This is a genomic window from Pseudomonas sp. LBUM1658, from assembly GCF_059716055.1.
This window is the reverse complement of the sequence record NZ_CP166798.1, coordinates 1,541,055-1,555,231: the sequence shown is the minus strand read 5'-3', so window position 1 is coordinate 1,555,231 and position 14,177 is coordinate 1,541,055. Positions and strand designations below refer to the sequence as shown.

At 61.5% G+C, this 14,177-nt stretch carries 16 protein-coding genes; 3 read left to right on the top strand and 13 right to left on the bottom strand.

From position 1 onward, the window contains the following. Positions 1-707: 707 nt before the first annotated feature. From ACA064_RS07135 to ACA064_RS07125, 3 genes are all read left to right on the top strand, one after another. Positions 708-929, top strand: a complete 222-nt coding sequence (locus tag ACA064_RS07135; protein WP_150640264.1) for a hypothetical protein — start codon at positions 708-710, stop codon at positions 927-929. 268 nt (positions 930-1,197) lie between these two features. Continuing rightward, entirely contained in the window at positions 1,198-1,680 is a 483-nt protein-coding gene (locus ACA064_RS07130) for a hypothetical protein (protein ID WP_497672747.1), read from the top strand. Between the two features lie 145 nt (positions 1,681-1,825). Further along, entirely contained in the window at positions 1,826-3,097 is a 1,272-nt protein-coding gene (locus ACA064_RS07125; RefSeq protein ID WP_497672746.1) for an OmpP1/FadL family transporter, read from the top strand. A gap of 86 nt (positions 3,098-3,183) precedes the next feature. Here the strand turns inward: ACA064_RS07125 and ACA064_RS07120 are convergent, their stop codons facing one another. The 13 genes from ACA064_RS07120 to ACA064_RS07060 all read right to left on the bottom strand — a co-directional run bounded on the left by ACA064_RS07120 (position 3,184) and on the right by ACA064_RS07060 (position 14,176). After that, entirely contained in the window at positions 3,184-3,735 is a 552-nt protein-coding gene (locus ACA064_RS07120; protein WP_497672745.1) for a glutathione peroxidase, read from the bottom strand. A 58-nt stretch (positions 3,736-3,793) separates the two neighbouring features. Continuing rightward, entirely contained in the window at positions 3,794-3,916 is a 123-nt protein-coding gene (locus tag ACA064_RS07115; protein ID WP_497672744.1) for a hypothetical protein, read from the bottom strand. Beyond that, entirely contained in the window at positions 3,913-5,121 is a 1,209-nt protein-coding gene (locus tag ACA064_RS07110; protein ID WP_150640268.1) for an MFS transporter, read from the bottom strand. Before ACA064_RS07110 ends, ACA064_RS07115 begins: the two co-directional genes overlap by 4 nt. Positions 5,122-5,174: 53 nt before the next feature. Beyond that, on the bottom strand, positions 5,175-5,579 hold the full coding sequence (locus ACA064_RS07105) for a MarR family winged helix-turn-helix transcriptional regulator (RefSeq protein ID WP_497672743.1): 405 nt from the start codon (positions 5,577-5,579) through the stop codon (positions 5,175-5,177). A 196-nt stretch (positions 5,580-5,775) separates the two neighbouring features. After that, a complete protein-coding gene (locus tag ACA064_RS07100) occupies positions 5,776-6,507 on the bottom strand; it encodes an adenosylcobinamide-GDP ribazoletransferase (protein WP_497672742.1) in 732 nt (243 codons plus the stop codon). 2 nt (positions 6,508-6,509) lie between these two features. Next, on the bottom strand, positions 6,510-7,085 hold the full coding sequence (cobC, locus tag ACA064_RS07095; protein ID WP_497672741.1) for an alpha-ribazole phosphatase family protein: 576 nt from the start codon (positions 7,083-7,085) through the stop codon (positions 6,510-6,512). Further along, positions 7,082-8,137, bottom strand: a complete 1,056-nt coding sequence (cobT, locus tag ACA064_RS07090; protein WP_497672740.1) for a nicotinate-nucleotide--dimethylbenzimidazole phosphoribosyltransferase — start codon at positions 8,135-8,137, stop codon at positions 7,082-7,084. The genes cobC and cobT overlap by 4 nt, the downstream gene beginning before the upstream one ends. Next, the gene (gene cobU / locus ACA064_RS07085; RefSeq protein WP_497672739.1) at positions 8,134-8,655 is read right to left on the bottom strand and encodes a bifunctional adenosylcobinamide kinase/adenosylcobinamide-phosphate guanylyltransferase; all 522 of its coding nucleotides are present in this window, start codon (positions 8,653-8,655) and stop codon (positions 8,134-8,136) included. Before cobU ends, cobT begins: the two co-directional genes overlap by 4 nt. 150 nt (positions 8,656-8,805) lie before the next feature. After that, the gene (locus tag ACA064_RS07080; RefSeq protein WP_497672738.1) at positions 8,806-10,257 is read right to left on the bottom strand and encodes a cobyric acid synthase; all 1,452 of its coding nucleotides are present in this window, start codon (positions 10,255-10,257) and stop codon (positions 8,806-8,808) included. Then, a complete protein-coding gene (cobD, locus tag ACA064_RS07075; RefSeq protein WP_497672737.1) occupies positions 10,254-11,249 on the bottom strand; it encodes a threonine-phosphate decarboxylase CobD in 996 nt (331 codons plus the stop codon). The genes ACA064_RS07080 and cobD overlap by 4 nt, the downstream gene beginning before the upstream one ends. Then, a complete protein-coding gene (gene cbiB, locus ACA064_RS07070) occupies positions 11,242-12,150 on the bottom strand; it encodes an adenosylcobinamide-phosphate synthase CbiB (RefSeq protein ID WP_497672736.1) in 909 nt (302 codons plus the stop codon). Before cbiB ends, cobD begins: the two co-directional genes overlap by 8 nt. Continuing rightward, on the bottom strand, positions 12,147-12,797 hold the full coding sequence (gene bluB, locus ACA064_RS07065; protein WP_497672735.1) for a 5,6-dimethylbenzimidazole synthase: 651 nt from the start codon (positions 12,795-12,797) through the stop codon (positions 12,147-12,149). The genes cbiB and bluB overlap by 4 nt, the downstream gene beginning before the upstream one ends. Continuing rightward, positions 12,794-14,176, bottom strand: a complete 1,383-nt coding sequence (locus tag ACA064_RS07060) for a cobyrinic acid a,c-diamide synthase CobB (RefSeq protein ID WP_497672734.1) — start codon at positions 14,174-14,176, stop codon at positions 12,794-12,796. The genes bluB and ACA064_RS07060 overlap by 4 nt, the downstream gene beginning before the upstream one ends. Between the last annotated feature and the right edge of the window lies 1 nt (position 14,177).

Genomic DNA, 14,177 nt, shown 5'->3' with positions numbered 1-14,177 from the left:
CTGAGTTGACAGTGCTGTAACACGCCGCGCAACCATTGTGCACAAGTACCCACGAAGCAGTTATATCAGGACAGTTTTTTGGCACCTTCTGCAGAAAAAAAACCGCTGGCGGACCGCTGAAGCAGCACCTTCCAACGGCTACTGTCCCGGCCACACCGGCCTGGCATAGGCCAGATTCTATGCTACCGTGATACCCCCTGCCTGCGGCCTGATCCGGTGACGAGCTTATTGCCGAACAGTTTTTTGCTTGGCACCCTTCCCTTCTGTAGCTCGATCCGTTACTATCCGCGGCGTTAGTACCAAGCTGAAAGTCAATTACGGTCGAAAAAGTCCCCCGGTATACCTTCCCTAAAGAGAAGCTTCTACCGACAACACGGGATCGACCACCTCGATGGTTTCCAGGTAACACTTGCGACGACACTGCCTTTGATCGAAAGCAAAGGGTGTTGCGAAGTGCTCATACTCTGACCGAACCAACCTGCATATTGATCAGGATCTTCACCCTGGGCCCCGAACCTTTGCCCTTGATGTGCTGCCTGCCCTCCTAAGTACCTACCTGCCAGCCCAAGCGCGCATAAATCCAAGCGCTTCTAACTGGCTGCTTTGTTCCAGTCGGGTTCTTCGTTCGACCAACGGTGGTCGACGTTACTGGAACGTTTTAACGTTGCACGGTTCTTATCCGTGTCATTTGTAGGAACACCATAACCATGAGTCAAATTCACACTCAGGATGCCATTCGCACCCTCACCAACGCTTTTGCACCAATGAACTGCCTGATCATGGCCGCTCGCAAAGGCTGCTTCAGCTTCACCCTGGTCAACGAACACGGCATCGCTCGTCACAGCGAACGCCTGTACCCCGATCAATACTCCAGCGCCGAGCCGCTGCAGGCCGTGATCGAGCGTACCCGTCAGGCACTGGTTGCCTGATACGCCAGAACGCCGAAAAGCCAAAACCCTGCCTCAACAGCAGGGTTTTTTATTGCTTGAAATTTCCGACCCCCGCGGACCGGCTTAAGCACCAACCGATATAACGATTATAACTCGAAGCCAGAAATATTTTAAAAACAGTCCTTTACAGCACGAATATGACACTACACTTCAACTCAAGCGGCATGAACCGCTTATGGCGAGACTGAACTCCCCCGCTGCCAAGCCGCTCAGATCTCGCCACCAATTCGCACGCGTGGAGGGCTGTATGGGTATCGCCGCCAGCGAGCTGTGCCGTTACGTGATCCGCCCGACTCTGATCTACCTCGGGTGCCACAGCCCGACCGCCGAATCACTGTTACTGGGCATTGCCGCCAGCCAGTCGGCACTCGGATCCGCCCTGCATGACCGCCGTGGACACGGGCTGTACCGGATTGCCGAAATCCGCCATCAGGCCCTCTGGGACCACTACCTGGCGCTCGACCCCGAACGTGCCAGCCTGGTTCGCGGCCTTGCCAGTCAACATGCTTTTCTCAGCGGACCGCACATGGAACTCACGGTCAATCTGCGTTACGCCACTGCCATCGCCTGGCTGCTGGTCGAGGAACAAAACACTCCCCTGCCTGAAGCGGACGATCTGCTCGCCATGGCGAGGATCTGGCGGCAGACATTTCACCCTCAAGGGCGCCTCAGGGACTTCACCTACGCCTGGCAAACTTTCATATCCCTTCCCAATCCAATCGCCTGCTAATGGGTGAATAGGCAATATCGCGCAATAATCCGGAATCCTGGTCCGATTGTCCTACAAAACCGCTCTATCTCAAGCGATACAGCCTATAGCGCTGGAGCGAAAATGTTGGTAATTTTCGCCCCGGTGATCACCAAGAGTTCTAATAATGAAAAAAGTAATGCTCAAAACCACGCTTAGTCTTGCCGTTACGTTGGCATCCACCCAGATTTTCGCCAGTGGCTTTGCCGTCAACGAACAAAGCATCAGCGGGATGGGCACTGGGTTCGCCGGGCGAGCTTCTTCTGCCGATGATGCAAGCACCGTATTTGGCAACCCTGCCGGCATGTCGCGCCTCAAGCGTGAACAAGTCACCGGCGGTGTCGCCGCGATCGATGCCCATACCGACATCAACGACGCCAGCTCCCGCCCTAATGGCGGCAGCAACAAAGGCGACATGGTGCCGCTCATTGCCGTCCCTATGGGTTATTACGTCAAGCCAATCGACGATCACTGGGCTGTGGGTTTCGGCATGTACGCGCCTTTCGGCCTGGTAACCGACTACGAGAACAATTTCGCCGGTCGCTATTTCGGCAGCAAAAGCGAAGTCACGGTGCTGACCTTGCAACCGACCATCAGCTATGCGTTCAACGACAAGGTTTCCATCGGCTTTGGTCCGACCATCAACCGTATTGACGGCGCCCTGGAATCCAATCTGTCGCTGAGCCAGGCCGCGCCGGATGGCAAGGTCAAGATCGAGGGTGACGACACCGCGCTAGGCTACAACGTCGGTGTCCTGGTGCAAGCCACCGACAGCACCCGCGTCGGCCTGACCTATCACTCGAAAGTGAAGTACAAGCTCGAAGGCAACACCAAGGTGAACTACGGGTTGCTGGCCCGCTTCGGCCAGAGCACCAGCCAGAAGTACGACGCTTCACTGGATATCACCACCCCCGAGTCGGTGGACCTCTCGGTCACCCACGCGCTGAACGACCAGTGGACTCTCTACGCAGGCAGCACCTGGACCCGCTGGAGCCGCCTGAAAGAGATCACCGTCGAGAACCAGGGCGTACCACCGGTTCTGGCGGGCCAGTTCGGGACCATTTCCGAAGAACAGGACTGGCACGACACCTGGGCTCATGCCATCGGCGCGTCCTATCAGCTGAACAAGCAATGGGTGCTGCGCACCGGCCTGACGGTTGACCAGGCACCGACCAACAACACCGACCGCTCTCCGCGCATCCCGACTGGCGATCGGAAGATCTTCAGCATCGGCGCCGGCTGGAGCCCGACTGACGATCTGACCATCGACGTCGCCTATTCCTACCTCAAGGAAGACGATGCCAAGATCGACAACCGCAACAATCGTGGCCAGGCCTACAACGCCACGTATGAAAACACGGCAAACGGCTTCGGTGTAGGCGCAACCTACAAGTTCTGATTCTCGGCGAGGTCGAACCACTCACCAGCCGAAAAAAAGCCCCGCCCTCTGCTACAGAAGAGGCGGGGCTTTTTAATGGGGGTTGATCAGGGTGTTGAAGCCAGGGCCTTTTCCACCGCTTCGATAAACTCTGGATTATCGGGTTTGGTCAGGCTGGAAAAGCTGGCGATCACCTTGCCACGGCGGTCGACCACGTATTTGTAGAAATTCCATTTCGGCGCACTGCTCTGTTGCGCCAGGATCTTGAACAAATGAGTCGCATCGGGACCGCGGACTTTTTGCGGTTCGGTCATGGTGAAGGTCACGCCGTAGTTCACATAACAGACCTTGGCTGTCTCGGAACCATCCTTGGCTTCCTGCTTGAAGTCATTGGAGGGCACGCCGACCAACTCCAGGCCTTGCTCCTTGTAGTTTTGATACAGCGCCTCGAGCCCTTTGAACTGTGGGGCGAAGCCACAGAAGCTGGCGGTATTGACTACCACCAGCGGTTTGCCGGCAAAGCGCTCGCACAGATCGATGGATTCCTTGGCGTGCAACTTGGGCAATGAGCCTTGCAACAATGGCGGGCACTCGGCAGCCAGCGCCGAACCGCCGAAAGCCACGAGTAGAGCTGGAACCGCAAGCCAGCGAATCAGCATGATCAATGTCCTTGAAAGGTCTTGGTCAGACTGCGAAGTTACTCGCCAAAAGGCGCACCTAGCAAGCACCCATGCCCAGTTGCATCAGCGCCAGGCCGCCCTGGTGCCAACCCCACCAGGCCAGCGCCAGCAGCAAGCTGCCCAGACCCAGGCCGACGCACCACGGCCAGAACCTGTTCATGCCAAACTGGTCTGCGCTTGCAGTCGCGCAACCGGACGCTCACGTACCGGCCAGTTCAACGCAGCGGCCAACAGGCTCAAGAGAATCGCCGCCTGCCAGATCAGGTCATAGCTGCCGGTGCGGTCGTAGACCACCCCGCCCAGCCAACCGCCGAGGAACGACCCCAACTGGTGGAAGAGGAACACGATACCGCCAAGCATCGACAGATTTCGCACACCGAACAGCGTCGCCACTGTGCCGTTGGTCAAGGGCACGGTCGACAGCCACAAAAAGCCCATGGCCATGCCAAACAGATAAGCGCTGACCTGCGTTACCGGCGCCCACAGGAACAGCCCGATCACCACCGCGCGCAGCAGATACAGCCCGGTCAGCAAGCGTGGCTTGGACATCCGCCCGCCGAGCCAGCCGGCGGTATAGGTGCCGAAGATATTGAACAGGCCGATCAGCGCCAATACCGTGGTGCCGGTCATTGCTGGTAGATGCTGGTCCACCAGATAGGCCGGCAAGTGCACGCCGATAAACACCACCTGAAAGCCACAGACAAAAAAACCGAACGCCAGCAACCAGAAGCCAGAGTGCGAGCAGGCCTCGCGCAAGGCTTCGGACAAAGTTTGCTCATGGCCGGCCAGCGGCAGCGGGTTGTCCTTGAGCATGCTCACCAGCGGCACGATCATCGCCACCAGCAGCCCCAACACCAACAGTGCCGTCGACCAGCCAAGCCAGCCGATCAACCCGAGGGTCCCGGGCAACATGGCGAATTGACCGAAAGAACCGGCGGCACTGGCGATACCCATGGCCATGCTGCGTTTTTCGGGAGCAACGGCACGTCCGACCACCCCCAGAATCACCGAGAACGAGGTACCCGACAGGCCGATGCCGATCAGCAGGCCTGCGCTCAGCGATAACGACCAGGCCGAGTCGGACAGCCCCATGAAGACCAACCCAAGGGCGTACAGCACCCCACCGATCAGCACCACTTTCGCCGCACCGAAACGGTCAGCCAGCGCACCGGTAAAAGGTTGCGCCAGGCCCCAGATCAGGTTCTGCAAGGCGATGGCGAAGGCGAACACTTCTCGTCCCCAGCCGAAATCGGCACTCATCGGCGCCAGAAACAGCCCGAAGCCATGCCGCACGCCCAAAGACAATGCAAGGATCAGCGCACTCCCGAGAAGAACCCAACCACTGGTACGCCACATCGATGTCATTGTTGTTCTCCGATAGCGGGTATATACCCGCTTAAGCTCAGAATTCTTTGCCTTCAGGCAAGTTCGTCCAGCAAGGCCAGTAGGGTTTCGCGCTTCTCTGCACCCAGTCGTTCGATCAAACGCTGTTGCGCCGCCTCCCACGCCGGCAAGGCCGCCGCCAGTCGTTCGCAGCCGGCCTCGGTGAGCAACACCACGCGATTGCGATGATCTTCACCTTCGACCAGGGTCACCAGACCTTCACCTTCGAGCACCCGCAGATTGCGGCCGAGGGTGCTGCGGTCCAGGCCCATGGCGTGAGCCAGGGTGGAAATACTCGGCTGGTCCAGGCGTTGCAAATTACACAGCAAAGAATACTGCGCAACGTTGATCCCGAAGCCGTCGAGAGCGCCGTCGTAATGCCTGCTGACGCCTCGAGCGGCGCGACGCAGGTTGGTGCATAAACATTGGGAGGGAAGCATGGTGCGTGTATATACCCGCGCTTGCCGAAAATCAAGTTATTCGATAAAGCGAGGCGGCCGACCGACCGGCCGGCCTGTTTGTGTGGAGTGCGCATGCGCCCTCGGAGCTGCCGCAGCCTGCGATCTTTTGATCTTGCTCCCGGGCAATATCCAGAACTGCCAAAGATCGCAGGCTGCACCAGCTCCCGAGAAACCTTCAGACCAGCGCCAACCCCACCAACACTGCTACTTCCAGCAATTCCAGCAATGCTCCGGCGGTATCTCCCGTGGTCCCGCCCAGGCGCCTCAGCATCACCTGCCGCAACCAGAAGAACACCACCGCAGCCAGCACCACGGCAAACACACCGCTCCACCCGGCAATCAACACACAGACCAGCGCACTCAACAGCAACACCTGTTTGCCGGCCAGACGCGGCAGGTGATCAGCCAGTGCCTGGCCCAGACCGCCGGCCCGCACGTAGGGCGTGGTCAGGAACAAGCCGAGCATTGCACTGCGACCGAGCAGTGGCGCCAGGAGTAACGCTGCGCTGTGCTGCTGCTCGACCAGCGCCAGCAGCGCGGTGAATTTGAGCAACAGCACCAGCACCAGCGTGACCACGGCAATCGGTCCGCTGCGCGGGTCCTTCATGATGGTCAGGGTTCGTTCACGATCGCCAAAACCACCCAGCCAGGCATCGGCACTGTCCGCCAGGCCATCGAGATGCAAGCCGCCGCTGAGCAATACCCAGGCGCTCAGCAGCAATGCCGCGTGTAATAACAACGGCGCTCCCGCCAGCAGCCAGTTCAGCGCATACAACAGCCCGCCTAACAGCAACCCCACCAGCGGATAGAACAGCAATGAACGCCCCAGTTCCTGCGGCTGCGGCATACCTGGCAGACGAATTGGCAAGCTGCTCAGAAATTGCAGGGCGATCCAGAAAGGCAGCATGGTCAGGCGTGTTCCCTGAGCACGATATTGGCTTCGACCCGTAGCGAGAACAGCGCGCCATGGCCAACTTCGACATTGAGCAATTGCTCACGGGGCAAACCCCGGGCCCGGGCCAGCAGCAGGCGCATCACCCCGCCATGACTGATCAACAACAGCCGCTCACCGGCATAATTCTGATGCAGGCGCTCGACCGCCGCCAGCACCCGTGCCGAAAACTGCATCACCGGCTCGCCTTCAGGCGGGGTAAAGCCGTAGGGGTCGGCCCAGAACAAACCCAAGGCTTGTGCGTCGGTTTCCATCAGGTCCGCCGCGCTCCGCCCTTCCCAGGCTCCGAAGTGTAATTCCTGCAGGTCTTTGTCCAGCGTGACCGGCAGATCGAGGCGCGCGCCCAGTTCATCGGCGAAACGCGCGCAACGTTGCAGCGGCGAACTGACCAACCGATCCCAGGGGCCCTTGGCCAACACTGCAGCGCGCATCTGCTCCCAGCCCAGCGCCGTCAGCGCGTCATCCAGGCTACCGCGCAAACCGCCACCGAGTTCGGTTTCGCCGTGGCGCAGCAAGTCCAGGTACAAGGTCATGCCGGACGATCCGCCACGGCGGCTTCGGCAAAGGTCGCCATCTGCCCGTGCAGCTCGCAGGCCAGTCGCAACAATGGCACGGCCAATGCGGCGCCGCTGCCCTCGCCCAGGCGCAAGCCCAGATCCAGTAGCGGCTCGGCGTTGAGTGCCTCAAGCACATGCCGATGACCCGGTTCGGCACCACGATGACCGAACAGCAACCAGTCGCGACTCGCCGGATTCAAGCGCACCGCGACCAACGCCGCGACGCTGCAGATAAATCCGTCCACCAGCACCGCCACGCCTTCCTGGGCGCAGGCCAGATAAGCCCCGACCAGTGCCGCGATCTCGAAGCCACCAAGATTGAACAAGGTCTGCAAGGCATCGCCGCGCTGGGCCCGATGCAAGACCAGGGCGCGCTCGATGACCTGGGCTTTATGATTGACACCCGCGGCATTCAGACCGGTACCCGGGCCGACCAGATGCGCCACCGGACAATCGAGTAATGCACATGCCACGGCGCTGGCCGCGGTGGTGTTACCGATGCCCATCTCGCCGCCGACAAACAGCTCGGCACCTGCCGCCAGGGCGCGGCGCACGCTGTCACGTCCGGCCTCCAGGGCCGATTCGCCCTGTGTTTGAGTCATGGCCGGGGCGTTGACGAAATTCTGCGTGCCTGCGCCAATGTTCAGGTGCCGCACCCCCGGCAGATCCAGCGAAGGTCTGACGGTACCCAGATCGACCACTTCCAATTGTGCGCCCAGCTGGCGCGCCAGCACGCTGATCGCCGCGCCGCCGCTGACGAAGTTGTGCAGCATCTGTGCGGTGACTTCCTGGGGGAACGCCGAAACGCCCTCGGCGACCACGCCATGGTCGCCGGCGAAAATTGCGATCCACAGCTGATTCAGACTCGGTTTGACCCGCCCTTGCAACCCGGCCAACTGCACCGCGATCGCCTCGAGCCGGCCGAGGGAACCGGCCGGTTTGGTCAGTTGCTGCTGACGGGCAGCGGCCTGTTCGACGGCCTGCGCGTCGATCGCCTTACACGGGTTCAGCCACCAGCAGTTACTCATAACGCAGTTCCTTTCAGAGTCAGGGGCAGGCCGGCGACGGTCAATACGACGCGCTGACAGCGACCGGCCAGGGCTTGATGCAACCAACCAGCTTCATCGACATAGCGGCGAGTCAGTTCGCCCAGCGGTACGACACCCATGCCGGTCTCATTGCTGACAAAAATAATCTCGCCCGGCAACGACGCCAGGCACTCCAGCAACGCTTCACGCTCAGCCGCCAGGCGTTCGGGGTTGTCCAGCATCAGCAGATTGGTCAGCCAGAGAGTCAAGCAATCCACCAGCAGGCAACGCTCGGCGCTCGCGGTTTCCCGCAGCACCCGGGCCAATTCCAGCGGTTCTTCGATCAGCGCCCATTCGGCGGGGCGACGGGCGCGGTGATGGGCGACCCGCTCGCTCATTTCGCCGTCCAGCGGCTGGCTGGTGGCGATGTATGTCACCGCCAGGCCGCTATCGGACGCGAGTTTTTCAGCCAGGCGACTTTTGCCGGAGCGGGCGCCGCCGAGGATCAGTTGCAGCATGTTTGAAATCCTTTAATTGGCGGTGAGGCAACTGGCCCCATCGCGAGCAAGCTCGCTCCCACATTGAATTTTCGTTGTGCAGAAAGTGCGTGCCTGACACAGATCAAATGTGGGAGCGGGCTTGCTCGCGATAGGGCCATAACATTCACCCTAAATCCCACAAAGTTCCCGCAAAAGCCCGGTATCCAGATGCTTCTCCACCATGTCGGCCAGGCGCTCGATGTCGCGCTCGCGCAGAGCGTGGTAGTCCACTTCCTGCACGTCCTGCAATCCAGCCCAGCGCAATAGCGCACTACAGGCCGGCGGCGATTCAAACAGACCATGCAGGTAGGTGCCGAAAATCTGCCCATCCGCACTTTGCGCTCCGTCGCAGCGACCGTCGTCCAGATGCACCGCAGCCCGCTCCAGCGCGGCACCACTGGTGACCCCGGCATGGATTTCATAACCACTGACCAGTGCGTCTTCCAGGGTCAGACGGCCCTGGACATTGCGCAATTGTTTCTCTTCTTCGAGAACCGTGGCAAAGGCCAACAAGCCCAGACCGGCACTCGAACCCGGCGCGCCTTCGAGGCCCAGCGGGTCATGCAGCTGCTCGCCGAGCATCTGCAAACCACCGCAGATCCCCAGCAACTTGCCGCCGTAACGCAGATGCCGGGCGATGGCCGTATCCCAGCCATTGGCGCGCAGGAACGCGAGGTCGCTGCGTACGCTTTTCGAGCCGGGCAGAATGATCAGGTCAGCCGCTGGAATCGGTTGACCGGGGCCGACGAATTGCAGATCGACTTGCGGGTGCAGGCGCAGCGGATCGAAATCAGTGTGGTTGCTGATGCGCGGCAAGACCGGCACTACCACCTTCAGTACCTGCTCGGCCTTATCGGTCTGACGCTGATCGATACCGTCTTCGGCTTCCAGATGCAGGTCCATGACATAGGGCAACACGCCGATCACCGGCTTGCCGGTGCGTGCCTCGAGCCAGTCGAGACCTGGCTGCAGCAAGGCAATGTCGCCGCGAAAACGGTTGATGATGAAGCCTTTGACCCGCGCCTGCTCACTGGCCGAGAGCAACTCCAGGGTACCCACCAGATGGGCAAAGACCCCGCCGCGATTGATATCGGCGATCAACAATACCGGGCAGTCCACCGCTTCGGCAAAGCCCATGTTGGCGATGTCTCCGGCGCGCAGATTGATCTCGGCCGGCGAGCCCGCGCCTTCGACCATCACCACCGGATAAACAGCACTCAACCGTTGATGGGAGGCCAACACCGCCCGCATGGCGATAGGCTTGTAGTCGTGATAGGCCACGGCGTTCATGCTGATCACCGCGCGACCATGAATGATTACCTGGGCGCCGGTATCGCTGTTGGGTTTGAGCAAGACCGGGTTCATGTCGGTGTGCGGCTGGAGATTGGCGGCCTGGGCCTGCACCGCCTGGGCACGACCGATTTCACCGCCGTCCGCAGTCACCGCGCTGTTGAGCGCCATGTTCTGTGGCTTGAACGGCACGACACTGACGCCCTGACGGATCAGCCAGCGGCACAGCGCGGTGACCAGGGTACTTTTACCGGCATCCGAGGTGGTGCCTTGCACCATCAGCGTGGTCATGGCGCTTGTTCCTGGGTATAGGCCTGGAAGGCTTGTTCGAGGCGCAGCCAATCTGCTTCATCGGCCGGCAAGCCGAATCGCAGGCTGCTGTTAAGAGTGAACAGGCGCAGCAGAATGCCGCGCCGGGCCATGAATTCATGTAATTGCTCGGCGTGCCCAGTGATCAACCATTGAAACAGCGCGCAGCCACCCTGTGGCTTAAAGCCATGGCGCTCAAGCACCTGTGCCAAACGCTGGCTGGCCTCTTCGCTGCGCAGACGTTGACGGACCTGGCCCACAGTGTCGCGCAGACATACCTGGCCCAACACCCGGGTCGGGCCGCTGACCGCCCACGGCCCGAGTTGTTCGGCGAGCAACTTCAACAGTTTGTGCTCAGCCAGCACGAACCCCAGACGTACCCCCGCCAGGCCGAAAAACTTGCCGAACGAACGTAAAACGATCAGCCCGACCTGGTGGGCATGTGCGGCCAGGCTCAGGTGTGGTGTGTTGTCCATGAACGCTTCATCGACCACCAGCCAGCCACCACGCTGCGCCAGCCGCGCATGCCAGTCGAGCAAGCGCTCCGGGGTCAGGCTCAGGCCGGTCGGGTTATTCGGGTTGACCACCACCAGCACGTCGAGGGTGTCGAGAAAGAACTCGACTTCCTGTTCCAACACTTCCCGCACCACGTAGCCGCCGCGCCGCCAAGCCTCGGCATGCTCGGCGTAACAGGGCGAGAGTACGCCGACCTTGCCGGTGCGACGCAATCGCGGCAGCAACTGGATCGCCGCTTGCGAACCCGGCACCGGCAGTACTTGAGTGGCGCCGTAGTAGTCGCAGGCGGCTTGCTCGAGACCATCATCGGTTTCCGGCAAGCGAGCCCAGGCGCGCAAGGGAATCTCCGGTACCGGAAACGGCCAGGGCGCGAGGCCGCTGGACAGGTCCAGCCAATCGGCTTCGGCAATGCCGTATTGCAACGCCGCCTTACGCAACCGCCCACCGTGCTCAAGCATAGAACTCAGCCCCCACGCAGAGAATCAGCAGCCATAACCACACGCCGCGCTGCACCAGTTGCCAGCCACGGTCGATGGAGTCGGCATCGGCCGATACACCCTCGCCCAGTTGCGGACGCTGGTGCAGTTCACCGTGATAAATCGCCGCCCCGCCCAACTCGACGCCCAGGGCACCCGCCCCCGCCGCCATCACCGGACCGGCGTTGGGGCTGTCCCAGGTCGGCCCCTGGGTCCGCCAGCATTTGAGTGCCAGGCGGGTCTTGCCCAGTAGCGCGTAGGTCAGGGCCACCAGGCGCGCAGGAATATAGTTGAGCACATCGTCGATCTTCGCCGCCGCCCAGCCGAATCGTTCGAAGCGTTCATTACGATAGCCCCACATCGCGTCCAGGGTATTGCTCAGGCGATAGAGCACCACCCCCGGAGCGCCGGCGATGGCAAACCAGAACAAGGCGGCAAACACCGCGTCGCTACCGTTCTCCAGCACCGATTCGGTGGCGGCCCGAGCGACCTCCGTTGTATCAAGCTCACTGGTCTGACGGCTGACCAGATAGCCCACTCGCCGCCGCGCTTCGTCCAGGTCATCGCTGCGCAGGGCTTGGGCGACCGGCTCGACATGCTCGCCAAGGCTGCGCAGACCAAGGGCGCAATACAGCGCGAGGATTTCCACCAGCCAGCCGATATAGGGTAGCCAGGAAAAGGCGGTCACCAACAGCGTCAGCGGCAACACCGCCAGCACCCAGGCGGTGACGCCATGGCTGCGCCAGCCACGCCCGCCGGAGTTGAAACGTTGCTCGATGCGATCGGCAAACCCGCCGAACGCCACCAGCGGATGCCAGCGTTTGGGTTCGCCCAGCAGCGCATCCAGCGCAACCGCGGCGACACTCAATAACGCCACACTCATTGACTCACTCCCCAATAATTCTCATACAGCAAATCACTCAGCGGACGCGGCTGCGCCCAGCCTTCGAGCACCAGCATCGGCGCCGGATAAAATTCCTTTACTGGCCCCAGGCACAACACCGCCAGCGGTTTGGCCCCGGCCGGCAGACCCAGCAGATCGGCCAGTGCCTGGGGCTCGAACAACGACACCCAGCCCATGCCCAGGCCTTCGGCGCGGGACGCCAGCCAGAGGTTTTGAATGGCGCAGGACAAGGACGCCATGTCCATTTCCGGCAACGTTCGGCGGCCGAAAATATGCCGCTCGCGATCATCCATCAGCGCCGCGACCAGCACTTCGGCGCAGTCGTTGATGCCTTCGACTTTCAACTTCATGAACTCGTCGGAACGTTCGCCCAGTGCCTCGGCGGTGCGCACCCGCTCCTCTTCCACCAGTTGCTGGATCTTGCCGCGCAACGGGCGATCACTGATGCGGATAAACCGCCATGGCTGCATCAAGCCAACGCTGGGGGCTTGATGGGCGGCTTCGAGCAGGCGCCGGAGCAGTTCAGGCTCGACCGTGCCGCCGCTGAAATGGCGCATGTCGCGGCGCTCGCCGATGACTCGGTAGACCGCCGCGCGTTCGTCCGAAGAAAATGCGTTGTCAGTCATGGCCTCTTCGCGAGCAAGCCCGCTCCCACATTAGATCGTGCATCCCCTGTAGGAGCGAGCTTGCTCGCGATAGCGGTTTGCGGGCCGGGCGCAAAAAGCGCGGCCACCGCCGATGGATTGGAAGGGAAATAAAAGTGCACATAAGAGGCGGTCATCCGCCCCTCGCGATACACCGCTTCGGCTCCACGCCCACCATTGGGACTCAGGCCACGGGCAATCGGCTCCAGCGCCGTGCTGGTCAACGAGTGGTGATAGGTATGGCCGCGCAGCGAACCCTCGGGCAGCTCAACCGCCTGCAAGGCCAGCGCCGCCAGACGCTTTTGCATCACCGCATCACCCGCCAGCAACCCCGCCAGTTCAGCACGCAAGCCCTCGACATCGGTCAGCGAATCGAGCAGATACAACATGCCGCCACACTCGGCCAGCAGCGGCTTGCCGGCCGCGTGGTGGGCGCGGATCGCGGCCAGCATCGTGGCGTTTTCCGCCAGCGCGACATGATGCAATTCCGGGTAGCCGCCCGGCAGGTACAAGCTGTCAGCCTCGGGCAGTTCGCGGTCATGGATCGGCGAGAAGAACAGCAACTCGGCGCCCATCGCCTGCAACAAGTCCAGGCTCGCGCCATAGGTGAACGCAAAGGCTTCATCGCGGGCCACGGCAATCCGTACACCGGCCAGCAGCGGTTCGGCGACAACCACCTCAGGCGCGGCAAATTCGACCGCTGGCGGCAGCGCTACTTCGCAACTGCTGGCCAAGGCTTCGGCCGCCGCGTCCAGGCGCAGGTCCAGATCATTCAGCTCGCTGGCCTGCACCAGGCCCAGGTGTCGGCTCGGCAGTTCGATCCCGGTTTCCCGGGACAACGCGCCATACCAGCGCAGGCCTTCGGTCAGGCTGCCTTCGAGCAATTGCGCGTGACGCAAGGTGCCTACGCGATTGGCCAGCACGCCGGCAAACGGTAGGTCCGGCTGATAACGCGCCAGGCCCAGGGCCAGGGCGCCGAAGGTCTGGGCCATGGCCGTGCCGTCGATCACTGCAAGCACCGGGACGCCAAAGTGCCGCGCCAGATCGGCGCTCGACGGTGTGCCGTCGAACAGGCCCATGACCCCTTCGATCAGGATCAGGTCTGCTTCGCCCGCCGCTTCCCACAGCAGTCGACGGCTTTCCTGTTCGCCGACCATCCACATATCCAGTTGATACACCGGCGCACCGCTGGCGCGTTCGAGAATCATCGGGTCGAGAAAATCCGGACCGCACTTGAACACCCGAACCTTGCGTCCCTGATTGCGATGCAAGCGGGCCAGAGCGGCGGTCACGGTGGTCTTGCCCTGACCGGAAGCCGGTGCGGCGATCAATACCGCCGGGCAATGACGTACATCCCTCATG